The organism is Rubrivirga halophila (assembly GCF_046845755.1).
Taxonomy (GTDB): Bacteria; Bacteroidota; Rhodothermia; order Rhodothermales; family Rubricoccaceae; genus Rubrivirga.
Map to the genome: position 1 here is coordinate 3,766,079 of NZ_CP177357.1, position 26,877 is coordinate 3,792,955.

At 73.2% G+C, this 26,877-nt stretch carries 27 protein-coding genes and 1 tRNA gene; 24 read left to right on the top strand and 4 right to left on the bottom strand.

Translation table 11 applies throughout. The features are described 5' to 3' along the window. Window positions 1–45 precede the first annotated feature (45 nt). The 3 genes from tsf to ACLIRP_RS16480 all read left to right on the top strand — a co-directional run bounded on the left by tsf (window position 46) and on the right by ACLIRP_RS16480 (window position 3,196). Entirely contained in the window at window positions 46–879 is an 834-nt protein-coding gene (gene tsf, locus ACLIRP_RS16470; protein ID WP_412061563.1) for a translation elongation factor Ts, read from the top strand. A 168-nt stretch (window positions 880–1,047) separates the two neighbouring features. Next, on the top strand, window positions 1,048–1,431 hold the full coding sequence (locus tag ACLIRP_RS16475) for a BlaI/MecI/CopY family transcriptional regulator (protein WP_412061564.1): 384 nt from the start codon (window positions 1,048–1,050) through the stop codon (window positions 1,429–1,431). Next, a complete protein-coding gene (locus ACLIRP_RS16480; RefSeq protein ID WP_412061565.1) occupies window positions 1,424–3,196 on the top strand; it encodes a M56 family metallopeptidase in 1,773 nt (590 codons plus the stop codon). Before ACLIRP_RS16475 ends, ACLIRP_RS16480 begins: the two co-directional genes overlap by 8 nt. Before the next feature lie 80 nt (window positions 3,197–3,276). Here the strand turns inward: ACLIRP_RS16480 and ACLIRP_RS16485 are convergent, their stop codons facing one another. Further along, on the bottom strand, window positions 3,277–3,834 hold the full coding sequence (locus ACLIRP_RS16485; protein WP_412061566.1) for a hypothetical protein: 558 nt from the start codon (window positions 3,832–3,834) through the stop codon (window positions 3,277–3,279). A gap of 113 nt (window positions 3,835–3,947) precedes the next feature. On the opposite strand from ACLIRP_RS16485, the gene ACLIRP_RS16490 reads away from it, so the two are divergent. Both ACLIRP_RS16490 and ACLIRP_RS16495 read left to right on the top strand, forming a co-directional pair. Then, window positions 3,948–4,508, top strand: coding sequence for a sigma-70 family RNA polymerase sigma factor (locus ACLIRP_RS16490; RefSeq protein ID WP_412061567.1), 561 nt, complete (start codon window positions 3,948–3,950; stop codon window positions 4,506–4,508). Between the two features lie 47 nt (window positions 4,509–4,555). Next, window positions 4,556–7,051, top strand: a complete 2,496-nt coding sequence (locus ACLIRP_RS16495; protein WP_412061568.1) for a protein kinase domain-containing protein — start codon at window positions 4,556–4,558, stop codon at window positions 7,049–7,051. Here the strand turns inward: ACLIRP_RS16495 and ACLIRP_RS16500 are convergent. After that, a complete protein-coding gene (locus tag ACLIRP_RS16500; RefSeq protein ID WP_412061569.1) occupies window positions 7,048–7,614 on the bottom strand; it encodes a TetR family transcriptional regulator in 567 nt (188 codons plus the stop codon). The genes ACLIRP_RS16495 and ACLIRP_RS16500 overlap by 4 nt on opposite strands. Before the next feature lie 166 nt (window positions 7,615–7,780). On the opposite strand from ACLIRP_RS16500, the gene pyrH reads away from it, so the two are divergent. The 15 genes from pyrH to ACLIRP_RS16575 all read left to right on the top strand — a co-directional run bounded on the left by pyrH (window position 7,781) and on the right by ACLIRP_RS16575 (window position 20,661). Then, window positions 7,781–8,563 carry a UMP kinase gene (gene pyrH / locus ACLIRP_RS16505; protein ID WP_412061570.1) on the top strand — a complete coding sequence of 261 codons (783 nt, stop codon included), beginning with the start codon at window positions 7,781–7,783 and terminating at the stop codon, window positions 8,561–8,563. A gap of 49 nt (window positions 8,564–8,612) precedes the next feature. Continuing rightward, a complete protein-coding gene (gene frr / locus ACLIRP_RS16510) occupies window positions 8,613–9,182 on the top strand; it encodes a ribosome recycling factor (RefSeq protein WP_412061571.1) in 570 nt (189 codons plus the stop codon). A gap of 106 nt (window positions 9,183–9,288) precedes the next feature. Further along, window positions 9,289–9,375: transfer RNA gene (locus ACLIRP_RS16515), tRNA-Ser, on the top strand. 94 nt (window positions 9,376–9,469) lie between these two features. Next, complete coding sequence (locus ACLIRP_RS16520; protein ID WP_412061572.1) at window positions 9,470–10,345, top strand: YicC/YloC family endoribonuclease; 876 nt, start codon at window positions 9,470–9,472, stop codon at window positions 10,343–10,345. Between the two features lie 85 nt (window positions 10,346–10,430). Then, a complete protein-coding gene (gmk, locus tag ACLIRP_RS16525; RefSeq protein WP_412061573.1) occupies window positions 10,431–11,012 on the top strand; it encodes a guanylate kinase in 582 nt (193 codons plus the stop codon). A gap of 174 nt (window positions 11,013–11,186) precedes the next feature. Continuing rightward, entirely contained in the window at window positions 11,187–11,504 is a 318-nt protein-coding gene (locus tag ACLIRP_RS16530; protein ID WP_412061574.1) for a DNA-directed RNA polymerase subunit omega, read from the top strand. A gap of 63 nt (window positions 11,505–11,567) precedes the next feature. Then, window positions 11,568–12,824: a bifunctional phosphopantothenoylcysteine decarboxylase/phosphopantothenate--cysteine ligase CoaBC gene (coaBC, locus tag ACLIRP_RS16535; protein WP_412061575.1), complete on the top strand. Its 1,257-nt coding sequence runs from the start codon at window positions 11,568–11,570 to the stop codon at window positions 12,822–12,824. 47 nt (window positions 12,825–12,871) lie between these two features. Then, window positions 12,872–13,516, top strand: a complete 645-nt coding sequence (locus tag ACLIRP_RS16540; RefSeq protein ID WP_412063725.1) for an SGNH/GDSL hydrolase family protein — start codon at window positions 12,872–12,874, stop codon at window positions 13,514–13,516. 119 nt (window positions 13,517–13,635) lie between these two features. Then, the gene (locus tag ACLIRP_RS16545) at window positions 13,636–14,832 is read left to right on the top strand and encodes an alkaline phosphatase family protein (RefSeq protein ID WP_412061576.1); all 1,197 of its coding nucleotides are present in this window, start codon (window positions 13,636–13,638) and stop codon (window positions 14,830–14,832) included. Window positions 14,833–15,337: 505 nt separating this feature from the next. Continuing rightward, entirely contained in the window at window positions 15,338–16,222 is an 885-nt protein-coding gene (locus ACLIRP_RS16550; protein ID WP_412061577.1) for a uracil-DNA glycosylase, read from the top strand. A gap of 72 nt (window positions 16,223–16,294) precedes the next feature. Continuing rightward, window positions 16,295–17,890 (top strand): replicative DNA helicase, encoded by a 1,596-nt coding sequence (gene dnaB, locus ACLIRP_RS16555; protein ID WP_412061578.1) that lies wholly within the window; start codon window positions 16,295–16,297, stop codon window positions 17,888–17,890. A 1-nt stretch (window position 17,891) separates the two neighbouring features. After that, the gene (locus ACLIRP_RS16560; protein ID WP_412061579.1) at window positions 17,892–18,377 is read left to right on the top strand and encodes a VOC family protein; all 486 of its coding nucleotides are present in this window, start codon (window positions 17,892–17,894) and stop codon (window positions 18,375–18,377) included. Between the two features lie 153 nt (window positions 18,378–18,530). Further along, on the top strand, window positions 18,531–19,610 hold the full coding sequence (locus tag ACLIRP_RS16565; RefSeq protein ID WP_412061580.1) for an alpha/beta hydrolase: 1,080 nt from the start codon (window positions 18,531–18,533) through the stop codon (window positions 19,608–19,610). A gap of 101 nt (window positions 19,611–19,711) precedes the next feature. Beyond that, window positions 19,712–20,299 carry a biotin transporter BioY gene (locus ACLIRP_RS16570; RefSeq protein ID WP_412061581.1) on the top strand — a complete coding sequence of 196 codons (588 nt, stop codon included), beginning with the start codon at window positions 19,712–19,714 and terminating at the stop codon, window positions 20,297–20,299. Next, a complete protein-coding gene (locus ACLIRP_RS16575; protein ID WP_412061582.1) occupies window positions 20,296–20,661 on the top strand; it encodes a CHY zinc finger protein in 366 nt (121 codons plus the stop codon). Before ACLIRP_RS16570 ends, ACLIRP_RS16575 begins: the two co-directional genes overlap by 4 nt. Here the strand turns inward: ACLIRP_RS16575 and ACLIRP_RS16580 are convergent. Then, complete coding sequence (locus ACLIRP_RS16580; protein ID WP_412061583.1) at window positions 20,643–21,362, bottom strand: Nif3-like dinuclear metal center hexameric protein; 720 nt, start codon at window positions 21,360–21,362, stop codon at window positions 20,643–20,645. The genes ACLIRP_RS16575 and ACLIRP_RS16580 overlap by 19 nt on opposite strands. Before the next feature lie 69 nt (window positions 21,363–21,431). On the opposite strand from ACLIRP_RS16580, the gene tsaE reads away from it, so the two are divergent. The 4 genes from tsaE to ACLIRP_RS16600 all read left to right on the top strand — a co-directional run bounded on the left by tsaE (window position 21,432) and on the right by ACLIRP_RS16600 (window position 25,473). After that, a complete protein-coding gene (gene tsaE / locus ACLIRP_RS16585) occupies window positions 21,432–21,869 on the top strand; it encodes a tRNA (adenosine(37)-N6)-threonylcarbamoyltransferase complex ATPase subunit type 1 TsaE (RefSeq protein WP_412061584.1) in 438 nt (145 codons plus the stop codon). Beyond that, complete coding sequence (locus ACLIRP_RS16590; protein ID WP_412061585.1) at window positions 21,866–23,143, top strand: bifunctional folylpolyglutamate synthase/dihydrofolate synthase; 1,278 nt, start codon at window positions 21,866–21,868, stop codon at window positions 23,141–23,143. Before tsaE ends, ACLIRP_RS16590 begins: the two co-directional genes overlap by 4 nt. A gap of 123 nt (window positions 23,144–23,266) precedes the next feature. Beyond that, entirely contained in the window at window positions 23,267–24,691 is a 1,425-nt protein-coding gene (rho, locus tag ACLIRP_RS16595) for a transcription termination factor Rho (protein WP_412061586.1), read from the top strand. A gap of 98 nt (window positions 24,692–24,789) precedes the next feature. After that, window positions 24,790–25,473: a TIGR01548 family HAD-type hydrolase gene (locus ACLIRP_RS16600; protein ID WP_412061587.1), complete on the top strand. Its 684-nt coding sequence runs from the start codon at window positions 24,790–24,792 to the stop codon at window positions 25,471–25,473. Window positions 25,474–25,494: 21 nt separating this feature from the next. Here the strand turns inward: ACLIRP_RS16600 and ACLIRP_RS16605 are convergent, their stop codons facing one another. Next, the gene (locus ACLIRP_RS16605; RefSeq protein ID WP_412061588.1) at window positions 25,495–26,859 is read right to left on the bottom strand and encodes an MFS transporter; all 1,365 of its coding nucleotides are present in this window, start codon (window positions 26,857–26,859) and stop codon (window positions 25,495–25,497) included. Between the last annotated feature and the right edge of the window lie 18 nt (window positions 26,860–26,877).

The following is a 26,877-nucleotide window of genomic DNA, read 5'->3' on the forward strand; positions in this document are numbered from 1 at the left end:
TCTAGACCGATCCGCAAACTCCCCCCAACTCAGCACACCCCAGACATGGCAATCAAGGCACAGGACGTCAAAAAGCTCCGCGAAGCGACGGGCGTCGGCATGATGGACTGCAAAAAGGCGCTCGTCGAGGCCGACGGCGACTTCGACAAGGCCATCGAGATCCTGCGGACGAAGGGCCAGAAGGTGGCCGCCCAGCGCGCCGACCGCGACGCGAGCGAGGGCGCCATCGTCACCGCGACCACGGACGCCGGCGACGCCGCCGTCATCGCCGAGGTCAACTCCGAGACCGACTTCGTGGCCCGCAACAGCGACTTCGTCGCGTTCGCCCAGTCGGTCGCCGACGCCCTGCTGGCGGCCCGGCCCGGCTCGCTCGACGAGGCCCGCACGTCGGTGATGATCGACGGCCAGCCGCTCGGCGAGGCGCTCACGACCATGACCGGCAAGATCGGCGAGAAGATCGACGTCCGCCGCTTCGAGGTCATGGAGGCGTCCGAGGGCGGCACCGTCGTCGACTACATCCACGCGGGCGCCAAGCTCGGCGTGCTCGTCGAGATGGAGGGCGACGGCGACCTCGCCGGCGCCGGCCGCGACGTGGCCATGCAGGCCGCCGCCATGAACCCGATCGCCGCCACGCGCGCCGACGTCCCCCAGGACGTGCAGGACAAGGAGCGCGAGATCGGCAAGGAGCAGGCGCGCGCCGAGGGCAAGCCCGAGCAGATCCTCGACAAGATCGCCGAGGGCAAGCTGGGCCGCTACTTCAAGGACAACGTGCTCGTCGAGCAGCCCTTCGTCAAGGACTCCTCGCAGACCGTCGCCGAGATGCTCAAGAGCCAGGGCACCGACCTCCGCCGGTTCGTGCGCTTCGCGCTCGGCGGCTAGCGCATCGCTGGCGGCCGTCGCCAGCGGATCGATTCGACGCCCGCTCGGCTTAGGCCGGGCGGGCGTTTTTTTATGCGCCTGCGCGCCGAATGCGGTGATCTGGACTAAGGGCTTGACAAGGTTCGAACGGAACCGTACCCTGTCCTTCGAATCGAATCGAAGCAGGCCATGCGAAACCCGATCACCGCCCTGGGCGGCACCGAGATGGAAGTCCTCCGCGCCGTCTGGGCGCTGGGCTCCGCGAGCGCCCGCGACGTCCACGCCCGCATCGACCGCGACGTCGCCTACACGACCGTCACGACGGTCATGAAGAACCTCGCCGACAAGGGCTACCTGAGCTACGTCCGCGACGGCGCCACCTTCGTGTACTCCGCCGACCGCCCGGCCGACGAGGTGCGCGGCTCGCTGTTGACGTCGGTGGTCGACAAGGTCTTCGGCGGCTCGGCGCGGACCCTGATCCAGACGTTGGCGCGCCACGAGTCGCTGACGGCCGATGAGCAGGCTGAGGTCGAGCGCCTTCTCCAGCAGCTTGGAGGGGAGGCCGATGCCTGAACTCCTCCACACGCTCGCCGCGCTCGGCGCCGACGCCTGGGCGGTGCTTGGGACGCCCGTGCTGGCGTGGACCGTCGTCGCGCTGGCGGTCGAGGCCGCCGTGAGAATCGTGCGGGCGTCGGCCTCCGTTGGTCTGTGGGCGCGCGGGGCGTCGCTGGCGTTGCTGCCCGCGCTCGTGGTCGTCCCGCCCGTGCTCGCCCCGCTCGTGCCGACGCTGGCGCCCACCGCCCCGCCGCAAGCGCCGACGGGCGGCACCGAGATCTCCCTCAGCGCGCTCCCGGCCGTGTCGCCGGGCGTCGACGGGGTTGCTGTGGCGCTTGGCGGCCTCGCGCTGCTGGCGGCGCTCGCGTCCGTCGTCGCGCTCGTGCTTCTGGCGGGCGGCATCGTGTGGCTGGCACGGACGCGGCACGGGCTGCGGTCAGGCGACGCGACGCTTCGGCGCGAAGGGCGGGCGCTCGGCGCGCGGGTCGGCGTCCGTCGCCGCGTCGCGGTCGCGGCCGTGGAGCCGGCGTCGGCGCCGTTCACGATGGGGTGGCGCGAGCCGGTCGTCGCGGTGCCCGATGGGCTCGACGGCGAGGCCCGCGAGCTGGCGCTCGCCCACGAGCTGTCGCACGTCCGGCGCGCCCACTTCGGGTGGCACTTGGCCGAGCGCGCCGTCTGCGCCGCGTTCGTGTGGCACCCGCTCGTCTACGTGCTGGCACGCGGGCTCGCGCTCGACCGCGAGCGGGTCGCGGACGCGGACGTGGTCCGCCTGTGGCCCGAGCGCGCCGCGAGCTACGGCCGCTTGCTCGCCCTCTTCTCGACCCGCCCGACCCCGGGGCTCGCGCTCGGCGCCTCCTCGTCCACCCTCATCCACCGCCTGACCGCCATGACCCACCCCCGTCCCGACCGCCCGCGCCTGGCGTGGCTCGTCGGCGCTGCCCTTCTCGTGGTGCCGCTCGTGTTCGCCGCCGCCGCCGTCCCCGACGCCCCGCTCGCGTCCCCACTGCCCGCGACGCCCGCCGACCCGGGGGCACCGGTCGCCGCCGACACGACCGACGACGCCATCGAGTCCGTCTCCGTCTGGCGCGGCGCCGCGGCGCCGCCGCGCATCGAGATCCAGATGAAGGCCGGGACCTCGCTGCAGGACGCCGTCACCATCGCCGACCGCTACGCCGACGGCGACACCGAGGGCGAGCTCATCGTGGTCGCCGCGAGTGGCGAGCGGATCACGCGGTCGACGCTGGCGCTCGACGCGCTCCCCCCACCGCCGCCGCCGCCGCCCGCCCCGCCGCCGCCGCCTGCTCCGGCCCCGCCGCCACCGCCGAGCGCGCCGGCCCCGCCGCCCGCTCCTCCGGCCCCGCCCTCGCCCCCGCCCCCCCCACCGCCGATGCCGACGACACACGGGGACGACATCGAGTCCGTTTCCGTTTGGAAAGGCGACGGCGCCCGCCCGCGCGTCGAGATCCGGATGAAGGCCGGGACCTCGCGCCGGACCGCCGTCGCGGTCGCCGACGAGTTCTCGGATGGCGACACCGAGGGCGAGCTCGTCGTGATCACCGCGAGCGGCGAGCGGATCACGCGGTCGACGCTGGCGCTCCCGGCCGCGCCGTCCCCGCCGCGCGCGCCCCGCGCCCCTGCGCCATCGATGAACGCGCCGACACCTCGCGCTGCGCCGACACCTCGCAGTGAGCCGACACCTCGCGCTGCGCCGACGCCCCGCGCTGCCCCGACGCCCCGCGCTGCCCCGACGCCTCGCGCCGCCCCGGTTCGGGACGGACGGTAAATGAGACCGCCCGCCCCGGCCAAGGAGCCGGGGCGGGCGGGGCCCGGGCACACACCCCCGGGCGACGGTCGACGCGCGGACTAGCCGACCGCGATCGTGTACTCGAGCCGGACCGAGCAGTCGGTGCCGCCGTTCAGCGAGACGCTCTGGGACCCGGTGATGCCCTGGAAGCGGCCTTCGCGGTAGGCGTAGAGCCGCGTGTTCGTCCGGTCGTCCATCCGGCTGTCGCGGGTCGTGGCGCTGTCCCACTCGGTCGCGGCGAACACGACGCCGAACGCGCTGCCCTCCTGAGCGGGCCGCTGGAGGGTGGCCGTCTGGTTGACGCCGTGCGTGCGGCCCGTGAGGAGGGTGAGGTGGTTCTGGCCGGAGTTGTCGCCGTAGGTCCCGTTCGGGAACTGGAGCTCGGGGCCGACGCGCTGGTTGCCCTCGTCGACGAAGGAGATCTTGAACTGGAAGTCGCCGGGGTTGGAGGGGCTGTTCTCGCAGTCCCCGAGGACGCGGATCTGGTCGAGGTTGATGGAGACGTTGGCCATCGTCGGGCCGGACGGGCTCTCGGGGAGGGGCGTGTCTTCGGGGCCGGCGGCGTCGCAGGCGGCGAGGGAGACAGCGAGGGCGAGGAGGAGGGCGGTGCGGAGCATGGGAGCGGGGGTAGGGGAGGAAGGTGACGGACGGGCCGCCACCCCCTAGCGCCCCGCCTGACGCCCGAACCGATCACTACCCCTAGTTTTTGTTCACGTTCGCCCTGCCGCCTGTGTCCAACTCCGACGTGACCGAACTGCTCGCCGATCTCCGCGATGGGGACGCCAGCGCCGTGGACGCCATCCTGCCGCGCGTCTACGCCGAGCTCCAGGACCTCGCGCACCGCCAGCTCGGCCGCGAGCGCGACGGCCACACCCTCAACACGACCGCGCTCGTCCACGAGGCCTACCTCAAGCTCGTCCGCCAGGACCGCGTCGACTGGCAGAGCCGGGCGCACTTCCTGGGCGTCGCCTCGATCGCCATGCGGCGGATCCTGGTGAACTACGCCCGGGACCGGCGCGCTGAGAAGCGCGGCGGCGACGAGATCGCGGCGACGTACGAGGATGGCGCCGTCGGCCGCGTCGCCCGGGCCGACGAGCTGCTGGCGCTCGACGAGGCGCTCGACCGACTGGCGGCGCGGTCCGAGCGCTCGGCGAAGGTGGTCGAGATGTGGTTTTTCGGTGGGCTCACGCACGTCGAGATCGCCGAAGCCCTCGGCATCTCCGAGCCGACGGTCCGCCGCGACTGGCGGGCCGCGAAGGCGTGGCTGAGCCACGAACTGAACGGCGTGTGATCGGTCGGGCCGCCGTTCCGGGCGTCTGGGGTACCCTCCCCCTGAGCATGGCCGACGTCACCAACCGCTGGACCCAAGTACAAGCGCTCTTCGAGCGCGCCCTCGACCGCCCGCCCGACGAGCGGACGGCCTGGCTCCGTGCGGCCGCCGGCAACGATCCCGACCTCTACACCGAGGTGGCCAACCTGCTCGAGGGCTACGACCACCAGCACACCCTACTCGACGGCCGCGCCACCGACCTGTTCTCGGACCGTGCCCTCGACGACGCGCTCGTCCCGAGCCACACCGGCGAGCGCGTTGGGTCGTGGGTGCTCCGCGAGCGGATCGGGACGGGCGGGATGGGCGCCGTCTACCGCGCCGACCGCGCCGACGGGTTCGAGCAGACGGCCGCGCTCAAGCGCCTCAAGCCGGGCATGGACTCCGACGCCGTGCTCGCGCGGTTCCGCGCCGAGCGCCAGATCCTGGCCCGCCTCGAGCACCCCGGGATCGCGCGGCTCCTCGACGGCGGCGTGGCGTCGGACGGCCGCCCCTACTTCGCGATGGAGCTCGTCGAGGGCGAGCCCATCACCGACGCCGCCGACGACCGGCAGCTCGGCGTCGAGGCCCGGCTGGCGCTGTTCGCGCGCGTCTGCGACGCCGTCGCGTACGCCCACCAGAACCTGGTCGTCCACCGCGACCTCAAGCCGTCGAACGTGCTCGTCACGCCCGCCGGGGCGCCCAAGCTCCTCGACTTCGGGATCGCCCGCGTGCTCTCCGACGACGACGCGCACCTCACACAGACCGGCCACCGCCTGCTGACGCCCGCGTACGCCGCGCCCGAGCAGGTCCGCGGCGAGCCGCCGACGACGGCGACCGACGTGTACGCGCTCGGCGGCCTGCTGTACCGGCTGCTGTGCGGCGCCGCGCCCCTCGACACGGGCGGGAGCCGGGCCCAGGCCGAGCGCGCCGTCTTGGAGGGCCAGCCCGAGCGCCCGAGCGCCCGCGTCACAGACGCCGCCGCTTGCCAGCGGGGGACGACCGCGGCGGCCCTCGCCAAGCGGCTCCAGGGCGACCTCGATACGATCTGCCTCAAGGCGCTCCGGACCGAGCCCGAGCGCCGCTACGGCTCGGCGGCCGAGCTGGGCGCCGACGTCCGGCGCCACCTCGCGGGCCAGCCCGTCGCGGCGCGGCCGGCGACGCGGCGCTACCGCGCGCGCCTGTTCGTGCGCCGCCACCGCGCGGGCGTGCTGGCGACCGCCGCGGCCGTGCTCGTCGCCGTCGCGCTGACGGCATTTTACACGACGCGCGTGGCCGCCGAGCGCGACCGCGCCGAGAGTGAGGCCCGGCGCTCCGACGAGGTCGTCGGGTTCCTCCAGACCCTGCTCCTCAGCGCGAGCCCGTACGAGGAGCCCGGTGAGGAACTGACGGCCCGCGAGCTGGTCGACCGGGGCGCCGAGCGGATCGGCGAGCTCGCCGATGAACCCCAAACGCAAGCCGCACTCCAGGTCCTCATCGGCGACGTCTACCTCGACCTGGGCCGTGCCGAGGACGCCATCCCGCTGTACCGGGGCGCGCTCGCGACACGCCAGGCACTTGGGCTCCGGGTCGAAGCCGCCAACACGGCCCGCCAGCTTGGCCGCGCGCTCCGCGACGTGGAGCAGTACGATGAGGCGGAGCGGCTCCTTCGCCAGTCGCTCGCCAACCTCGAAACGCTCGGCGCCGACCCCGCCGACATTGCGTTCACGCGGCGCCACCTCGGCTCGCTCATCCGCGACCGCGGTGACTACGAGACGGCCGAGTCGATGTACCGCGAGGCGCTCGCGACGGCCCGCACCCTCCGCCCTCCCGACCTCGAGCTGGAGGAGGACATCACGACCAGCCTAGTCATCGTCCTTCGCGCGCAGGACAAGGACGGCGAGGCGCTCGACCTGATGGGGGAGATGGTCGAGTCCGGCCGGCGCACCTACCCCGATGGCCACCCGATGCTCGCGACCTCGCTCTCCACGTATGCGACGCTCCTCAGCCGGGCGGAGCGTGGCGACGAGGCGGTCGCGGCCGCTCGCGAGGCGTATCGGATGTTCCGAGCGGCCCACCCCGACACGACGCACCCCGACATCGCCGCCGCCGTCCAGGGCCTCGGCATCGCGTATCGCGCCGACGGCCGGCTCGCCGAGGCCGACGCCGCGTACGTCGACGCCGTCGGGCGGCTGCGCGCGGCGCACGGGCCCGGCGACCCCCGCGTCCTGGCGGCCATGAGGGCACACGGGACGTTGAAGGAGGAGCGCGGGGACCCCGAGGCGGCCGCCGTGATCTACCGCGAGGCCGCGCGCAACGCTCGCAGTCTGCCGCGCCAGGAGGCCATCCTGTGGTCGTACCTCGCCGACAACCGGGCCCGGGCGAGGGCGTGGCCCGAGGCACAAGCCGCCTTCCACCGGTCGGTCGCCGTCTTGCGCGCGGAGGGGCTGGACGACGACCTCGACGGGGTCGTCACCGACTTTGCCGACGCGGCGCGCGAGGTGGGGCGTCCCGACCTCGCCGACGCCGCGTTGCGCGAGCGGCCCTAGGCCCCGTCGATGAGCCGCTGCAGGACGGCTCCGAGGTGGCCGACGATCGCCTCCTCGTCGCCCGCCAGCACGGACGCCCCGACCACGTCGCGCGTCAGCGTGAACCCGAACAAGATGGCCGTGATGAGCCCGGCGCGCTCGCGGGCGTCCGGCCCGCCGAGCCAGTCCGCGAGCGGCGTCGCCACCTGTTCGGCGAGCGCCGCCCGGAGCACGCCGCCGGCCTCGGGGTGCGGCGCCGAGTGCAAGAGGACGAGCGTCGGGTCGAACCCGGTGCGGCGGGGGCGGACGAGGTAGCGCGCCAGCCGGTCGCCCAGCGTTGCCCGGTCGCCCACGAGCAGGTCGCCGATCGTGAAGCTGTCGCCGACGACCTCGGCGAACAGGCCCAGCTTGGAGCCGAAGTAGCGGTTGATGAGCGCCGCGTTCACACCCGCGTCGCCCGCGATTTGGCGGACGCCGACCTGGCCGTAGCCGGCCTGCGACAGGTGGCGCCGGGCGGACGCGAGCAGCTTGGCCCGGGTGGCGGCACGGTCGCCGGTGATGGGCGGACGGGGGCGGTCGGCCATGCGAGCGCAGAGGGAGAAGGGACAGCAAAGTAAACCACCGGTGACCGTCTTCCGAATCCGCGACGAACTCCGGATCACACGGCCGGCACCCGGGACAACGCGCGAGCCGGCCGGACCGGTACACGCCCGTGCGGCGTACCTTTCGCCCGCCCCCTCACCGCCGCCCATGTCCCCCGACGCCGACGACCCGTCGCACCGCCCCGACGGCCTCCGCTACCGCCGCGTGCTCCTCAAGCTGAGCGGCGAAGCGCTCCTCGGCGAGCAGGAGTTCGGGATCGATCACGCCGTGCTCGGCCAGTACGCCGCCGACGTCAAAGAGGCCGTCGACGCCGGCGCCGAGGTGGCGCTCGTCATCGGCGGGGGCAACATCTTCCGCGGCGTCTCGCCCGAAGGCTCCAAGATGTCGAGCCGCGCGCACGCCGACTACATGGGCATGCTGGCGACGATGATCAACGCGATGGCGCTCCAGGACGCGCTCGAGGGGGTCGGCCTGCACACGCGCCTGGTCTCGGCCATCGACATGAACGAGATCGCCGAGCCCTTTATCCGCCGCCGCGCCATCCGGCACCTCGAAAAGGGCCGCGTCGTCGTGTTCGGCGCCGGCACCGGGCACCCCTACTTCTCGACCGACACCGCCGCCGCGCTTCGCGCCTCGGAGATGGACGCCGAGGTGATCCTGAAGGGCACGCGCGTCAACGGCGTGTTCACGGCCGACCCCGAGACGGACGCCGACGCCCAGCGCTACAGCTCCATCCACGGCGGCGAGCTGATCCAGCGCGACCTCCAGGTGATGGACCTGACGGCCGTCACGCTCGCGAAGGAGAGCGGCCTGCCGATCTTGGTCTTCGACATGAACGAGCCCGGCGCCTTTGCCCGCGTACTCCGGGGCGACGACCTCGGCACGACGGTCCACTGGGACGCCGCCGCCGAGCCCGTCGTCCTCGCCTAGCTTTTCCCGGCTGGCGGACGCCAGCGCCTCCACCCGACCGACTTCCGTCATGATCGACTCTTCCCTCCAGGACGCCCTCGACGAGGCCGAGCTGGACATGGACGCCGCCCTCGACCACCTCGTCCACGAGCTCAACACCATCCGCGCCGGCCGCGCGAATGCCCAGATGCTCGACAGCGTCCGCGTGGAGGCCTACGGCGTCACGGTCCCGCTCAACCAGGTCGCCAACACGGCCGCGCCGCAAGCGGACCTCATCACGGTGACGCCCTTCGACAAGGGCACCATCGGCGCCATCGAGCGCGGGATCACGAACGCCAACCTCGGGCTCAACCCGACCAACAACGGCTCGCAGATCCTTCTCGCGATCCCGCCGCTCACCGAGGAGCGCCGCCGCGACCTCGCCAAGAGCGCGCGTGCCAAGGGCGAGGAGGCCAAGATCTCGATCCGCAACGCGCGCCGGAGCGCCAAGGACGCCATCAAGAAGACGGCGAACGCCGAGTCGCTCTCCGAGGACATGCAGTACGAGGCCGAGGAGTCGCTCCAGGCGATGACCGACAACTACGTCGGGCGCGTGGACCGGACGATGGAAGCCAAGGAAAAGGACATCATGAAGGTCTGAGCCCGGCGCGGCGGGGGCGGCCGGTGGCGGCGCGCGTCAGCGCCCCCTCGATCTTCGGCGATCCTTTGGACGCGCGCGGCGCGCGGCTCTGTAGATTTCCGTCCCCGGAGAGGTGCCCGAGTGGCTGAAGGGGCACGCCTGGAAAGCGTGTGTGCGGGTAACCGTACCGAGGGTTCGAATCCCTCTCTCTCCGCGACGACCGCCCCGCCGGCTCTTGCTGGCGGGGCGGTCCTGTATCGGGCCCGGACTGCGGCTAGCTTCGACCCGCACCACACACAGACACGCCGATGCTCCGCAGCATGACCGGGTTCGGGCGGGGGACGGCGACCGCCGACGCCGCCGACGCCACCGTCGAGGTCCGCACCGTCAACGGCCGCTACGCCGAGGCGACGGTGCGCGGGCTCGGCCCGCTCGCGGAGCACGAGACGGCCATCCAGACCATCGTCAAGGCGGCCATCGGGCGGGGCACGGCGACCGTCCACGTCTCGGCGAGTGCGGGCGCGGCGGGCGGGATCCGCGTGGACCGCGAGGCAGCCCGGGCGCGCGGCGCGCTGCTCCGCGAGGCGGCGACGGCGGCCGGGCTGACGCCCGAGGCCGTCACCCTCGCGGACGTGCTGGCGGGCAACGGCGTCTTGGTCTCGGCGCCGGACGCGGGCGGCGTCGAGGCCGCCTGGGCCGCGACGCAAGCGGCGCTGGCGGATGCCCTCGCTCGGCTCGACGCCATGCGGACGGCCGAGGGCGCCGCGCTCGCCGACGACCTCGGCGCGCGCGCCGACGCCATCGAGGCGGCCACGGCCGAGGTCGAGGCCAAGGCCCCGGCGCGGCTCGACGCCGCCCGCGAGCGGCTGGGCGAGCGGCTGGCGGAGTTCGTGGCGGCGGGCACGCTGGAGCCGGGGCGGCTCGAGGCCGAGGCCGTCGTGCTCGCCGACAAGCTCGACGTGACCGAGGAGACCGTCCGCCTGCGCTCCCACCTCGACCAGTTCCGCCAGGCCCTCGGCGCCGACGAGCCGGTCGGCCGCCGCCTCAACTTCCTGTCGCAGGAGATCGGCCGCGAGGTCAACACGATCGGCTCGAAGGCCAACGACGCCGAGCTGACCCGGCTCGCGGTCTCGATGAAGGAGGAGGTCGAGAAGATCCGCGAGCAGGTCCAGAACGTCGTGTGAGGGATGACGAGGGGGCCGGCATGGTGGCCTGTCCCGACTCCCGTTGCCGCATCCCTCCGCCCCGCATCCCCCATCCCTCTCTCTCATGAACCTTATCGTGCTCACGGCGCCCAGCGGGGCGGGCAAGACGACCATCGCGCGGCGCCTGATGGCGGAGGTGCCCGGCCTGGTGTTCTCGGTCTCGGCGACGACGCGTCCCCCGCGCGAGGGCGAGATCGACGACGTGCACTACCACTTTCTCGACCTCGGCACATTCGCCGAGCGCCTCGCGGCGGGCGACTTTCTGGAGCACGAGGAGGTCTACCCCGGCCGCTTCTACGGCACGCTCCGGCCCGAGCTGGAGGCGCTCGCGGCCCGCCCCGACGTCAACGCCGTCATCCTCGACATCGACGTCAAGGGCGCCGTCAACGTCAAGAACCTCTACGGCGACGACGCGCTGACGCTGTTCGTGGCCCCGCCGTCGCTGGCCTCGCTCGAGGACCGGCTCTACGCGCGCGGCACCGAGACCGAGGCGCAGGTGAGCATGCGGCTGGAGCGGGCGGAGATGGAGATGGGCTACGCGCCGCAGTTCGACGTCGTCGTCGTCAACGACGACCTCGACACGGCGGTGGGAGAGACCGTCGACGCCGTCCGCGCGTTTTTGGGGTCGAGAGCTACGAAGGAATAGGTCACGGCGGCGGCGTTCAAGGTCAACCGCTCGGCCGCCGTCTGCCCGTTCCCCATGCCTCGCTCCCCGTTCCCGCGAGTGCAGCGAGCTCCCTGCTTTCCCGCCTTCTTCCCGATCCCGCGCGGGGCCCGGCGGTACTCTAGCCCGTTCCCGCGCACGCAGACCCCCAACGCAATGGCGATCCAGACCCTCGACACGGCCAAGCTGGCCGAGGAGACCGGCAACCTCTACGAAACCGTCGCCGTGCTCTCGATGCGCGCCCGGCAGCTCGCCTCCAAGACGAAGGCCGAGCTGGAGGGCCGCCTGAGCTACTTCGAGGACCTCTCGCTCGACCCCGCCGAGGAGCTCCGCTCGAACGAGGACCAGCTCCGCATCTCGCTCGAGTACGAGCGCCAGCCGAAGCCCACGCGCGCCGCGATCGACGAGATCCAGGACGGCGAGCTGTACTTCCGCAACCCGACGCCCGACGAGATCGGGGAAGACGGGATCTAAGGCGACCGACGGGCTCCGGCGGCGACCGGCGGGGCTAGGTTCTCTGGCCCCACCCCGCGCCCCGTGTCGCTCGACCGCAAGAAGATCGTCCTCGGCATCACGGGGAGCATCGCGGCCTACAAGGCCGCCGACCTCACGCGCCGGCTCGCCAAGGCGGGCGCTGTCGTCAAGCCCGTGATGACGGCCGCCGCGGCCCGGTTTATCCCGCCGCTGACGATCGCGACGCTGGCCGGCCGGCCGGTCTTGTCCGAGCTGTTCCCCGAAGCCGGCGAGGCGCACGACGCCTGGACCGAGCACGTCGACCTCGGGCTCTGGGCCGACGCCGTGGTCATCGCGCCGGCGACCGCGCAGACGCTCGCGAAGCTGGCGGGCGGCTTCTGCGACTCGATGCTGACCGCCGTCGTGCTGTCCGCGCGGTGCCCGGTCCTGGTGGCCCCGGCGATGGACCACGACATGTGGGGCCACCCGGCGACCCGGCGGAACGTGGCGACCCTCCGTGCCGACGGCGTCGAGGTGGTGGCTCCCGCGCACGGCGAGCTGGCGTCCGGGCTCGTCGGCGACGGCCGCCTGCCCGAGCCGGAGGAACTGGTCCGCATCATCGACGAGTGGCTTGCGAAGGGAGTACCACGGACGACGGACGACGGACCCCACGAGTCTCCCCAGTCCCTCTCCGGCCGGCACGTCCTGGTCACCGCCGGGCCGACGCGCGAGGCCGTCGACCCCGTCCGGTTTCTGTCGAACGGCTCGACCGGAACGATGGGCTTCGCGATTGCCGAAGCTGCCGCCCAGCGGGGCGCTCGCGTGACCCTCGTTGCCGGGCCCGTCTCGCTGGCGACGCCGCCCGGCGTCGACCGCGTCGACGTGACGACGGCCGACGAGATGCTCGCGGCCGCGCTCGCGGTCGCAGATGCCGACCTGGTCGTCGCCGCCGCGGCCGTGAGCGACTACGCGCCCGCCGCGCCCGCCGACCGCAAGCTCAAAAAGGGCGAGGAGGACCTGACGCTCCGCCTGCGCCGCACGCCCGACGTGCTGGCGACGCTCGGCGAGCGCCGCCGCGACGGGCAAACGCTGGTCGGGTTCGCGCTCGAGACGCACGACGGCGAGGCGCACGCCCGCGCCAAGCTCGACCGCAAACGGCTCGACTGGATCGCGCTCAACGTGCAGGGCGAGGCCGGCGCCGGGATGGGCTCGCCCACGAACCGGCTCACCCTGCTCGGCTGCGACGGCGCCCGCGTCGAGATCCCGCTCGCGAGCAAGGCCGAGGTCGCCGGCGCCCTCCTCGACGTGCTCGCCTCCCGCGCCAGCGGGGCCAACCCATGATCCGCCTTTCGCTCGCGCTCGCCGCGCTCCTTCTCGCCGCCGGTTGCATGCCCAGCCCCCCGTCGTCCGACCCGGCCCGGCCTCCCGCCCCGGCCGACGCCCTCCGGTTTCTGGCTCTGGGCGACTCGTACACGATCGGCGAGGGCGTCGCGCCAGAGGGCCGGTGGCCGGTGCAGCTTGCCGCCGCGCTCCGCGCGAGCGGCACGCCGGTCGCCGACCCCGAGGTCGTCGCCGTCACTGGGTGGACAGTCGAGGAGCTCGATGCGGGGATCGACGCCGCCGACCTGGAGGGCCCGTTCGACCTGGTGACGCTGCTCATTGGCGTCAACGACCAGTACCGGGGCCGCGACCTCGACGGGTACCGCGCGCAGTACCGGGCGATGCTGGCGCGCGCCGTCGCGTTCGCCGGCGGCGACCCGGCGCGCGTCGTCGCCGTGTCGTTTCCGGACTGGGGCGTGACGCCGTTCGCGAGTGACCGCGACGCAGCCCAGATCGCGCGCGAGGTCGACGCCTTCAACGCCGCCGCGCGCGCGATCGCCCAGACGGAGGGTGTCGCGTGGGTCGACATCACGCCGCTCTCGCGCGAGCAAGGCGCGCTCGTCGCCGGCGACGGCCTGCACCCGAACGCGGCGGCGTACACGGGATGGACCGAGCGCATCCGGCCCGCCGCCAAGGCCGCGCTGACGGACTAGGGCGGCGCGCCCCGGCGTTCCCTCGTGGCTCGGCTCGGCCGCCGTCGGCTTTCGCCTGAATACGGGGGGAAGGCACCCGGAGGCGGCCGAGGCGTTCACGCGCCCCCTCTCGCCTCGTCATGCGCCGCACGTCTCTCGTCCTCGCCGTCCTGCTGAGCACCTCGCTCGCAGGGTGCTACGTTTTCCGGGGCACCGCGCCGATCCTCGACTACGCCAGCCGCGAGGGGCCCGGGAGCCGCCCCGGCGGGCTCGGCGACCGCGACTCGGTCCGCTACGTGATCCACATCAGCGTCGACGGCCTGCGCCCGGACGCCGTCGAGCGGCTCGGCTTCGACACCGTCCCCGCGTTCACGCGCCTGCGCGACCGGGGCGCGTGGACCCACAACGCCCGGACTGACCGCGACTACCGGATCACGCTCCCCAACCACACCACCCAGCTGACCGGGTACCCCGTCGTCGGGCCCGACGGCCACCACTGGACGGTCAACGTGGACCCCGCGCCGGGCGTGACGATCCACTCGAACCGGGGCGCCTACATCCCCAGCGTGTTCGACGTGGCCCACGACCACGGCCTGCGCACGGCGGCCTACGTCTCGAAGTCCAAGTTCTCGCTTTTCCGCACGAGCTACGGTCCTCAGCACGGCGCGCCGGACACGACCGGCGTCGACGACGGCCGCAACAAGATCGACACGTTCGTCTACCAGCCCGACACCGACACGCTCGTCGATCGGCTGCTGACCGACCTCGCCGACGACCCCGCCGCGTACACCTTCCTCCACATTCGCGACCCCGACGCGCGCGGCCACATCATGACGTGGAGCATGAAGCGGGGGAGCCCCTACCTCCGCGCCGTCGAGCACTCGGACATGTTGATCGGCCGGATCCTGGCCCTCGTGGATTCTGACGAGAGGCTGGCGGGCCGCACGGCGATCATCGTGACGGCCGACCACGGGGGGTCGGGACGGCACCACGCCCGCGACCGCCGCACGCACTACACCGTCCCGTTCTACGTGTGGAGCCCGGGCGTCCCGCGCGCCGACCTCTACGCGCTCAACGAGGGCCTGCGCGTCGACCCCGGCACGGGCCACATCCCGTACGACGCGGAGCTCCAGCCCATCCGCAACGGCGACGCGGCCAACCTCGCGCTCGCGTTCCTGGGCCTGCCGCCCGTCCCCGGCTCCACGATCGGCGCCGCCGTGCCCCTGCGCGTCCGCCCCGACGTGCCGGTCACCGTCGACCCGACGGGCGCCCCCGCGGGGACGCCGACCGAGGCCCCGCGCGACACCGTCGGCACCGACGGGCCCGGCTCACGCTGACGCCCGCGAGCGTCGGTGCCGCAGCCGACGACCCGGGCGACGGCCAGAGCCGGGGCCGTCGAACGTCCGATATCCAGGCCGAAAACTGCGTCCGCGACGGTCGCGGGCCCGGTGCGGCGGTTAGGAAACGTGTCCGCGACGGCCGGGGACCCATTGTGACGGTCAGGAATCGCGTCCGCGACGGTCGCGGGTCCGTTGTGACGGTTAGGAATCGCACGCGCGAGCAGCGGGAGGAGGTGCGGGGCGGGGGAGGAGCGTCTCAACTCGGGCGCGCGTGGCTGCCGACGGCCGCTCGCAGCCCACCGTGGGCAGGTCGGGCGGTGGCTTCGAGGCTCGCCGCCAGCCGGACCGATGGGGCGGTGGCGGACAACGGCCTTTCGCCCCGCCCGCCGCGCCACGCCTCCTGGACGGCGCGCGTTATCCACAAGGTTGTCCACCTTGTGCACACCTTCGTTGCCGGGCCCCCGCCGACCCTCTACCTTGGCCAGTCCCCCTGGACTGACCCGTGGCCGACAACGCTCTGCTCGCCGACGTGCTCCGCGAGGCCCGCGCGCTGCTCGCGGTGCAGCACGCCATCGCCGGGCCCGTCCGCTTTCTCGGCCCGGCCCCAGCGATTTCCGCGATGGAGCCGACGGCTGAGCCCCCCCCGGCGACCACGCCGACGGCGCTCGCGACGGAGCCTCCCGCACCGCCCGCCGTAGACGCCGACGAACCCCCCGACGACGACGTGCCCGACCTTTTCGGCGACCTGCCCGACCCCAGCCTCGACGAGACGCTCTCCCCGTACGAGCGCATCGAAGCCCTCATCCCCGAGGGCTCGCCGCTCCACGACATGACCTCGCTCAAGGAGATCCGAGAGTGGCTGGCGGCGACCGAGCTCGTGCCCATCGACCGCGACCGCATCAACCCCGTGCTCGGCACCGGCGACCCGAACGCCGACCTCATGGTGATCGGCGAGGCGCCCGGCGCCGACGAGGACCGGCTCGGCGAGCCGTTCGTGGGGCGCTCGGGCCAGTTGCTCGACAAGATCCTGGAGGCGGTCCTGTTCAAGCGCCCCGAGGTCTACATCGCCAACATCTTGAAGAGCCGGCCGCCGAACAACCGCGACCCGCTCCCCGAGGAGGTCGCCGCGCACATCCCGGTCCTGTACAAGCAGATCGCGCTCGTGCGCCCCAAGGTGCTCCTCGCGGTCGGCAAGAGTGCTGGGAACGGGCTGCTCCAGAAAAAGTCGTCGCTGGCGTCGCTCCGGGGGACGTTCCACGACTTCTACGGGCTCCCGCTGCTCGTCACCTATCACCCGGCCGCGCTCCTGCGCAACCCGCAGTGGAAGCGGCCGACCTGGGAGGACGTCAAGCTCCTCCGCACCCGCTACGATCAGCTGGCCGGGTAATGGGTGATGGGTCGAGGGTGATGGGCTCATCGCCCGGGCCCTTCGCTCATCACTCTTCACTCATCACCCCCCATGGCCGACCTCGACGACTTCCAGCAGCGCCCGTTCCGCATCGACGAGGACACGCCCGGCGTGCCCATCGAGAAGATGGCCGGCGGCAAGCGGCGCCCGCTCAACGTGCTGCCGATGCAGCAGCAGGCCGGCCGGATGCCGCCGCAAGCCACGGACGTCGAGCAGTCGGTCCTGGGCGCGCTCTTGATCGAGCGCGACGCGATCCCGAAGGCCATCGAGATCCTGCCCGCCGACGCGTTCTACGAGCCGCGCCACCAGCGCATCTACGAGGCCGTCGAGGCGCTCTTCGAGCGCGGCAACCCGGTCGACCTCATCACGCTCACCGAGGAGCTCAAGCGGCGCGGCGACTACGACGGCATCGGCGGCTACTACCTGACGGAGCTGACCACGCGCGTGGCCTCGGCGGCCAACATCGAGTACCACGCCCGCATCATCGCCGAGAAGAGCCTGCTCCGCAAGCTGATCACGACGATGACCGGCGTTGTCGGCCAGGCCTTCGACCCGACGACCGACGCCTTCGACCTGCTCGACAACGCCGAGCGCGAGATCTTCCAGATCTCGGAGTCCCAGCTCCGCAAGGGCGCCGTCGACATGAACTCGGTCGTCCACGCGACGATGCAGCACCTCGAGTCCATCCACGGGCGCGAGGGCGGCATCACGGGCGTGCCCTCCGGCTTCACCGCGCTCGACGCGATGACGGGCGGGTGGCAAAAGTCGGACATGGTGATCGTGGCGGCGCGGCCGTCCATGGGCAAGACCGCCTTCAGCCTGGCGCTCACGCGCAACGCCGCGCTGCACCCCGAGAAACCCGTCGGCGTCGCCTATTTCTCGCTCGAGATGAGCGCGCAGCAGTTGGCGCAGCGCCTGCTGACCTCCGAGGCCCGCGTCGACGCCCAGCGCGCCCGAACGGGGCGCCTCCACGACGACGACTGGCCCAAGCTGGCGCGCGCCGCCGGCCGCCTGTCGGCCGCCAACATCTTTATCGACGACACGGCCGGGCTGGGCATCCTGGAGCTCCGCGCCAAGTGCCGGCGCCTCAAGGCCGAGCACGACATCGGCCTGATCATCGTCGACTACCTCCAGCTCATGCACGGCACGTCCCAGACGGCCGGCAACCGCGAGCAGGAGATCGCCCAGATCTCGCGCTCGCTCAAGGGGCTCGCCAAGGAGCTCGACGTGCCCGTGATCGCGCTCGCGCAGCTGTCGCGCGCGGTCGAGACGCGCGGCGGCGACAAGCGGCCCCAGCTGAGCGACTTGCGCGAGTCCGGCTCCATCGAGCAGGACGCGGATGTGGTCATGTTTATCTACCGCGCCGAGCGCTACGGGATCACCGTCGACGAGAGCGGCAACTCGACCGAGGGGCTCGGCGAGCTCCTGATCGGCAAGCAGCGAAACGGCCCGATCGGCGACGTCAAGGTGGCCTTCGTCACCCAGTACGCGCGCTTCGAGAACCTCACGAGCTACGCCACGGCCGACCCCGCGGGCGGCGGCTACGACGAGTACCCGGCGCTCGACGGCCCGCCCGCCCAGCTCGGCGGCGGCTACGACGCGGGCTCGCCCCCGCTCCCGCCCCCGGCGACGGACGCGCCGTTCTAGCGTGGCGGACCCCATCCACCCGGGCGTCCGCGTCGGTCACGTCCATCTGAAAGTGGCCGACCTCGACCGGGCGCTCGCGTTCTATCGCGACGTGCTTGGCTTTGAGGTGACCCAGCGGTTGGGCGACCAAGCGGCGTTCCTGAGCGCGGGCGGGTACCACCACCACGTCGGGCTCAACACGTGGGAGAGCCGGGGCGGGAGCCCGCCCGCGCCGGGCACGACGGGCCTGTACCACGTCGCCTTCCTCTACCCCGACCGCGCCGCGCTGGCGGACGCGCTCCGCCGCGTGCTCGCCGCCGGCCTCCGCCTCGACGGCGCCGCCGACCACGGCGTGAGCGAGGCGCTGTACCTCCGCGACCCCGACGGGAACGGCGTCGAGCTGTACCGCGACCGCCCCGAGGCCGAGTGGCCGCGCCAGCCCGACGGATCGCTGGCGATGACGACGCGCGCCCTCGACCTCGACGCGCTGCTGGCGGACGTGGGCTGAGTCAGGGGGCGCCTTGGAGGGGGATCCGAGAACGCCGGACGGTGCGGCAGCCGGGGACATCGCTGGGCGTGCGGCGGTTAGAAATGACCCTCCTCTCCCTCTCTGATGAAACTCCTCTTTCCCGCCCTTCTCGCCCTCTCTCTTGCGGGCTGCATGTCGACGAGTCCGTCGATGAGCTCGGTGCCGGCGCCCGACGCGACGGTCGGCCCCCGCATCGCCACGACGAACCCGATGGACATCCAGCCCTCGATGAGCCCGCCCGCGTGGGCGCCGACCATCGACCCCCAGATGCTGGCCGTCATCGAGCGGCTCGGCGCCTACGAGCAGCCGGCGTTCACGTCGCTCACGCCGTTCCAGGTCCGCAACGCCAAGCTCCCGGCCGAGGCCGTCGCCTCGCTCCTGATGCGGACCGGCCTCCCGCCGACGCCCCCCGCGGTCGACATCGCGCACATGAAGCTGCCCGTGAGCACGGCCGACGGCGTCCTGGTCCGGACCTACACGCCGGTCGGCGCGACGGGCCCGCTCCCCGTCATCGTCTACTACCACGGCGGCGGCTGGGTGATCGCCGACCTCGAGACGTATGAGCCGTCGGCGCTAGCGCTGGCGCAGAAGACGAACGCCGTCGTCGTGTCGGTCGCGTACCGGCAGGCCCCGGAGCACATCTACCCGGCGGCACACGAGGACTCGTACGCGGCGTACGACTGGGTCACCAAGAACGCCGCCCAGATCGGCGGCGACCCCGCCCGGATCGCGACGGTCGGCGAGAGCGCCGGCGGCAACCTCGCCGTGGCCGTCGCGCTGATGGCGCGCGCGCGCGGCGGCCGGATGCCCGACGCGATCGTGTCGGTGTACCCCATCGCCGACGGCGACATCGACTCGCCGAGCTACCGCCAGTACGCGAACGCCGCCCCGCTCAGCCGCGGGTTCATGGAGTGGTTCTTCAACTACGCCACGCCCGACTGGCAGACGCAGACCTACGAGTACGTCGACTTGCTCGACGACGACTACGCCGGTTTCCCCCCGACGACCATCTTGAACGCCGAGATCGACCCGCTCCAGTCCGAGGGCGGCGAGCTCGCCGACGTCATGCGGGGCGACGGCGTCGACGTGATGCGCGAGGTGTACCCCGGCGTCACCCACGAGTTTTTCGGGATGGCCGCCGTGCTCGAGCAGGCCGTCGCCGCCCAGGGCGTCGCCGTCCGGCGCCTCAAGGAGGCGTTTGGGACCCGCTAGCTCCGACTCCGTCTCGATCGACGCGCGCCCCCGGTGGACCTCCGCCGGGGGCGCGGTGCGTCTGGGTGCGGCTACCTTTCGGCTCCCCTCCCGACTGACCGATGCCCCGGACCGCCACGCTCACCGCCCGCCGTCCTTTTTTCGCCGAGTTGCTCCAGCGCTCCGACGCCCGCGTGGGCGTGCAGGTCGCCGGCATCGTCGGGTTCGCCGTGCTGGCCGCTCTTGGCGCCGAGGCGCGGATCTGGCTGTGGGAGGTCCCCATCACGCTACAGACCGTCGCCGTCTACGGCGCCGGGCTCGTGCTCGGCGGCCGCAACGGGCTCCTGGCGATGGCGCTGTACCTCGCCGCCGGGCTCATGCTGCCCGTCTTCGCCGGCGACGCCTACGGCCTGGGCTACCTGACGACCTCCGCCTCGGCGGGCTACCTGCTGGCGTATCCGCTCGTCGCGCTTCTCGTTGGCCGCCTGACCGACGACAAGCGCGGCTTCTGGACGTCGGCGCTCGCGATGACCGCCGGCGCCGTGCTGCTGTTCACCGTCGGCGTGATCTGGCTGCACGTCGCGGCGGCGCACGCCACGTGGGCCGAGTCCATCGTCAAGGGCGCGCTGCTGTTTATCGGCTGGGACCTCGCCAAGGTCTGGCTGGTCGCGGGCGGCTACGCCGGGCTCCGCAAGATCACCGGCGCGTGAGCCGGCGCACGACGCGGGCGCCCGAGACAGACGCCCGCTTTGCCGTCCCGCTCCGAGGTGTCTCCGTCGACGCCGAGACGCGGTGCGCGCACTACGACGGGGCGACGGATCGCGTCGCCTTGCGCTTCGGGTGCTGCGGCGTCTTTTATCCGTGCCATCGCTGCCACGACGAGACCGCCGGCCACCCGCCCGCCCCGTGGCTTCGCGCCCGGTTCGACGAACCCTCGACGCTGTGCGGCGCGTGCCGCACGACGATGACGGCGCCCGTGTACCTCGCCGCAGACGACGCCTGCCCGGCGTGTGGCGCGGCCTTCAACCCCGGCTGCGCCGCGCACCACGACCTCTACATCGAGCCCGGCTGACGCGGCGGCAGGTCGACCTCGACGATCTCGATTGCGGGCCACCGCTGGCGCACGAGCGCCCTGAGGTAGCGCAGCCCCCACGCCTCGGCGCGGTCCTGCCCGACCGCCCGCACGCCGATGCCCGCCGCCGCGACGGCCGCCAGCCCCGGCTTGCGGATCTGCCCGGTGAGGTACAGCCCGACACCGCGCGCCGCGGCTTCCTCGACGAGCTCCGCCGTCATCGCGTTCGCGAGTGCGACAGCCCCCGTTTGGGGAATCTCGCCGGCGCGGTCTTCGATGCCCCCGAATGCCGCCTCGATCCGCGCTGCGACCGTCTCCAGCGGCGCGTCCGTCCGGCACACGAGCCCGATGGGCGCGCCGTCGCGGCGGAGCGGCTCATCGTCGGGGATGAGGCCGAGGGCGTCGGCGAGCGCCGGGTTGAGGCCGGTCGTCAGGCGGTCGTCTAGGGCACGGTGTGCGGCGAGCACGCCGACCCCGTCAGGCAGGCGCGCGGGCCACAGGCCGAACGGGCGGTGGACGAGCACGGCGTCCACGTCCTCGGCCCATGCGTACGGCGGGCGCCCGGCCTCCAGCGCCAGCCCCAGCCGCCGCACGGGGCGATCGGACGCCAGCCACACGCCGGTCGGGTCGCCCTCGGCAGCGTAGCGCTCGGCGTCGAGCGCAGGCGCCAGTACGGCGGCGATGTCGTGGACAGTCGGCATGGGCTGTGGACGCGGCGCGGCGGAGGCGGGTCCGCTGAACCGGGGCGCCGCGCCGGGCGTTCGGGCGCCGTGGACCTGTCCGACCTCCTGCCCGCCGACACCGCCAGCGCCGAGGCCACGCGCGCGCTCGGCCGCCAGCTTGCGGCCCGCCTCGAACCGGGCGACGTGCTCGCACTCCAGGGCGACCTCGGCGCCGGCAAGACGCACCTTGCCCAGGGCGTCGCCGACGGGCTTGGGCTCGACGGCGGCGCGGTCACCTCGCCGACGTTCGCGCTCGTCCAGGAGCACGGCGGCGGCGCGCTCCTGCACCTCGACCTCTATCGCTTGGACTCGCCCGACGAAGCCGCGACGCTCGGCCTCGACGAGTTGCTCGACGGCGACGCCATCGCGCTTGTCGAGTGGCCCGACCGCGCGCCCGGCTGGCTCCCCGCCCGCACCGTCTGGCTCCGCCTGAGCCACCTCGGCGGCGACGGCCGGCGCATCGAGCACGTGCCGTCAGGCCCGTGACCGCCGAGCAGCGCCTGCTCGCCCTGCCCCGGTTCGCGCACGAGACGGCGGCCTACAAGCCCGGCCTGGAGCGGACCGCCGCGCTCCTGGCCGCGCTCGGCGACCCCCATCGGGCGTTCCGGACCATCCACGTCGCCGGGACAAACGGCAAGGGCTCGACGGCCTCCCTCGCGGCGTCCATCGCCGATGCGGCTGGGCTGGTGGTCGGGCTCCACACCTCGCCGCACCTGCTGTCCGTCCGCGAGCGGATGCGCGTCGGCGGCGTGCCCGCCCCGCCCGAATGGCTGGACGCGGCCGTCGACCGGCTGGCGCCCGTGCTCGACGAGATCGGGCCCAGCTTTTTCGAGGCGACCGTTGCCCTGTCGCTGCTGTCCTTCGCCGAACGCGACGTCGACTTGGCCGTCGTCGAGGTCGGGCTGGGGGGGCGGCTCGACGCGACGAACCTGGTGGAGCCGGCTGTCAGCGTCGTCACTCACGTTGGGCTCGACCACACGGATCTGCTGGGCGAGACGGTCGCCGAGATCGGGCGCGAAAAGGCGGGGATCGCGCGGGTGGGCGTCCCGCTGCTCCACGCCGTCGCGGGGCCGGCCGCGCAGGCGGTCGAGGCCGAAGCGGAACGGCGGGGGGCGGCGGTCGAGGCTGTTCGCGAGATGTGCGCTGCCGAGGTCGTCGAGGCGTCGCCGCTCCGTCTCCGGCTCGCGACGCCCGTCGCCGACTATGGGGCGCTGGCGGTCGGGCTGCCTGGGGCGCACCAGGCCTGGAACGCGGCCCTCGCGGTGCGCGCCGCCGAATTCGCGGTGCCCGGTCTCGGCGCCGATGCCGTGCGGTCCGGTCTGGCGGAGGTCGTCGCCCGGTCCGGTCTGCGCGGGCGGGGTGAGGCGCTGGCGGACGGCCGGATCGTGCTCGACGTGGCGCACAACGCCGACGGCTGGCGAGCGGCGCTGTCGGCGCTCTCGGTCCCGCCGGGCGGGCGGCTGTGGGCGCTCGTGGGCGTGATGGCCGACAAAGACGCCGGCGCCCTCGCCGACGCCCTCGCTCATGCCGGCGCGCGCGCCCTCGCCGTCGGGCTCGCCAACGACCGCGCCCTGCCCGCCGAGGCGCTGGCGGCCGTGCTCGACGGGCGGGGCGTCCCGGCCGTCGTGGTCGCCGACGCGCACGCGGCGCTAGCCGCCTTCGCCGCCTCCGCCGGGCCCGACGACCGGATGCTCGTCACGGGCTCCCATATCACCGTTGCGGAGGCGCTGGCGCGAACCCCGTCACAGCACGGGGGTTAGACCCTTCGCGCCGGTCTGTGCTGCGGCGTCACCTCTCGGATTTTTGGCTGGTTCCGCCCTTCTTGGCCAGCCCGCTCGTCTCCCGCCCGTCCCGCCCACCCGCGTGGGACGGCCCTCCCTCTCATGAACATCTCGGCCCTTGAGCAGAAGAAGGTCTCCGAGCTCCACGAGATCGCCCGCGGCCTCGGCATCGACGGCTACGCCGGCCTCCGGCGCCGCGACCTGATCTACGAGATCCTGGGGGCCCAGGCCGACGCCGACGCCAGCGACCCGGCCCCGGCGCCGCCCCCCACCGCCGACGACCGCCCGGCCGCCCGGCGCCCCACGCGGCGCGACGAGCCCAGCCGCCCGGCGCGCCGCCGCTCGCCCCGCACGCGCCAGCCCATCGCGGACCACTGGCCGGACTACATGCAGGGGTTCGACCCGTTCGGGATCGCGCTCGACGGGCTCATCCGCAAGGTCGGCATCCTGGAGATCCTGCCCGACGGCTACGGCTTCTTGCGCTCGGTCGAGTACGGCTACCTCCCCTCGCCCGACGACATCTACGTCTCGCCGAGCCAGATCAAGCGGTTCTCGTTGCGCGTCGGCGACACCGTCGACGGGCAGGTCCGGCCGCCCAAGGAGGGCGAGCGGTTCTTCGCCCTCATCCGCGTCCACTCCGTCAACGGCCGCTCGCCCGACGACGTCGACGACCGGACGGGCTACGACTTCCTGACGCCGGCCTACCCCGACCAACTCCTGCGCCTCGAGACGACCGCCGACGTGCTGGCGACGCGCGTCGTCGACATCGTGGCGCCGATCGGGAAGGGGCAGCGCGGGCTCGTGGTCGCCCCGCCGCGCTCGGGCCGGACCGTCCTCCTGCAGGCGCTCGCGGCTGGCGCCGTCGCCAACGCCCCGGACGCGACGGTCCTCGTGATCCTGCTCGACGGGCGGCCCGAGGACGTGATCGACTTCCAGCGCGCCGTGCCCGGCGCCGAGATCGTCGCCTCCACCTTCGACGAGGCGCCCGAGCGCCAGGTCCACGTGGCCGACCTCGTGCTGGAAAAGGCCAAGCGGCTCGTCGAGGCCGGCCAGGACGTGGTCATCCTGCTCGACTCGCTGACCAGCCTGGCGCGCGCGCACGCCGAGGCGCCCACGCCCGACGGCGCCCCGGCCCGCTCCGGTGCCAGCGCCGCCCTTCGTGGCCCCAAGCGCCTGTTCGGCGCTGCCCGCGCCGTCGAGGAGGGCGGCTCGCTGACCGTCATCGCGACCGTCCTGACCGGCACGAGCGCCGACCTCGACGACGCCGTCTACGAGGGCGTCCACGGGACCGGCAACATGGAGCTCGTGCTCCGCCGCGACCTCGCCGACCAAGGCCTCTTCCCGGCCGTCGACCTCGCCGAGAGCGGGACGCGGCGCGAGGAGATCCTGGTCGGCCCCGACGACCTCCCCCGCCTGCGGGCCGCCCGCCAGCGCTACGCCGGGCTCGACCCTGCCGAGGCGTTGACGACCCTGCTCGACGGCTTGCGCGCCTCCGCCAGCAACGAAGCGTTCTTGGGTGAGGAGTAAATAGTGATGAGTGATGGGCAAGAGCGTCGCATGCGGGATGCGAGTCGGCCCGTCCTCGTGGACTCTGCTCATCACCCATCACCCAGTACCCATCACTCGTGAAAGCTCTTCTCCTCGACATGGACGGCGTGCTGGTCGACGTCCGCGGATCGTTCCGCCGCGCCATCACCGAGACCGTCGCCCACTTTGTCGGCGAGGGCCCGACGCCCGCGCAGATTCAGGCGAAAAAGGACGAGGGCGGGTTCAACAACGACTGGGTGCTGTCCGAGGCGTTCGTCCGCGAAGCCGGCGGCGACGCGTCGTTCGAAGCCATTAAGACACGCTTCAACCAGATCTACCAGGGCGACGACTTCGACGGCCTCATCACGACCGAGCCCGCCGCCATCCGCACCGAGACGCTGGAGGCGGTGGCGGAGCGGTTTCGGCTGGCGCTCGTCACCGGCCGTCCCGAAGAGGACGCGCAGTGGACGCTCGACCGGTTTGGCTGGTCGGAGCTGGTGCCCGTGGTCGTCGGGATGGGGCAGCAGGCGGGGCGCGAGAAGCCCGACCCCTACGGCCTGGCGCTCGCGCTCGACGCGATCGGCGTGGCGGCCCAAGACGCCGCGTACGCGGGCGACACCGTCGACGACATGACGGCGGCGATCGCGGCGGGCTGCCGGGCGGTCGGCGTCGTCCCCCCGGGCCTCGACCTCGGCGCGCACGGCCGGACGCTCATGCAGGCCGGCGCCGACGTGGTGGTGTCGACGCCGGACGCGCTGCCCGCGCTGTTCTCCGGCGCGTAGGAGCGAGATCGGTCGGGGCCCCTACGCCTCGACCGCGACGGGGTGCTCGGCCATCTCGCCGTCGGGCTCTGGGAGCCACGTCCACACCAGCACGGCCATCGCGACGATGGCGACCGCCGAGGCCCACGTGTTCGAGACGTAGCCGTAGTCGGCGTAGAGCACGCCGCCGAGCGCCGCGCCGACGCCGGTCCCGATCTGGCCGACGGCGATCGTCAGCGACAGGAACGCGCCGCGCTGGCTGCTCGGCACGAGCGCCGTCAGCAGCGCCTGGAGCGGGGCCATGCGCAGCGAGAAAAGGGCCATGATGGCGACGTAGAGCACGTACGCCAGCCACCGCTCGGTCACCACGTACGTCAGCGCGGCCGTGACGACCGCCAGCCCGGCGCACGAGGCCAGGATCATAGGCTTGCGGCCGACCGAGTCGGACAGCGTCCCGGCGCGCGGGCTCACGATCACGCTCACGATGCCGCCGACCAAGAAGAGCGTCGCGATCAGGTCGAGCGGCAGGCCGAACACCTCGAGCGGGCGGCCGAAGACGGTGACCTCGAGCGCGAACTGGTTCGTCAGCCACTGCGGGAGGTAGACGATCAGCAGGCCGAGCCCGAGGTACATCAGGAAGTAGGTGGCCGCCGCCGCCGCCGTCCCGCCCTCGGCGAGCAGCTGGCGGTAGAGCCGGAGCGCGCCGCCGACGGTCGGCCGCGTCTCGGAGAGCGGCACGTTCGGCTGGGGGACGACGAGCAGGATCAGCGCGAAGGCGACCGCCATCACGCCCGCGAAGACGACGAACGGCGCCCGGAAGCCGGCGGCGACCGCGAGCGCGCGGCCGAGCGGGATCCCGATGACGAGCCCGAACGGCACGCCGCTCATCACCCAGCCGGTCGCCCACCCGCGCTTCTCGTACGGGAACGCGTCGCCGACGTAGCTGACCGCTGCGCCCGAGAGCACGCCGCCGCCGGCGCCCGCCAGCACGCGCATCGCCAGGAGCGACCCGAACGTGTCGGCAAAGCCGTGGAGCGCGAGCGCGACCGCGAGGGCGCCCGACCCGATCAGCAGCACGCGGCGGCGCCCGATGCGGTCGGAGATCGGCCCCATCACGAGCGCCGCGAACGCGAGCACCCACGAGTACACCGACACCAGCAGCCCCAGCGCCCCCGCGTCCGCCCCGAGCGCCTCGCCGATCAGCGGCAGGATCGGCGTGATGATGATGGTCTGGCTGGCGGCCGTGAAGACCAGCAGCCACAGGGCGAACAGCGTCGCGGTGGATTGGAAGGAGCGGTCGATGGGCGTTGCGACAGAGATCAGGTGCCCAACGGTACGACACCGGCGCCAGTCTGTGCCGTGCCGATCCCGCCCGTTCGAGGGCCAGGCCAGACCGACGGGGCTCACGGGCGGAGGGTCGGATTC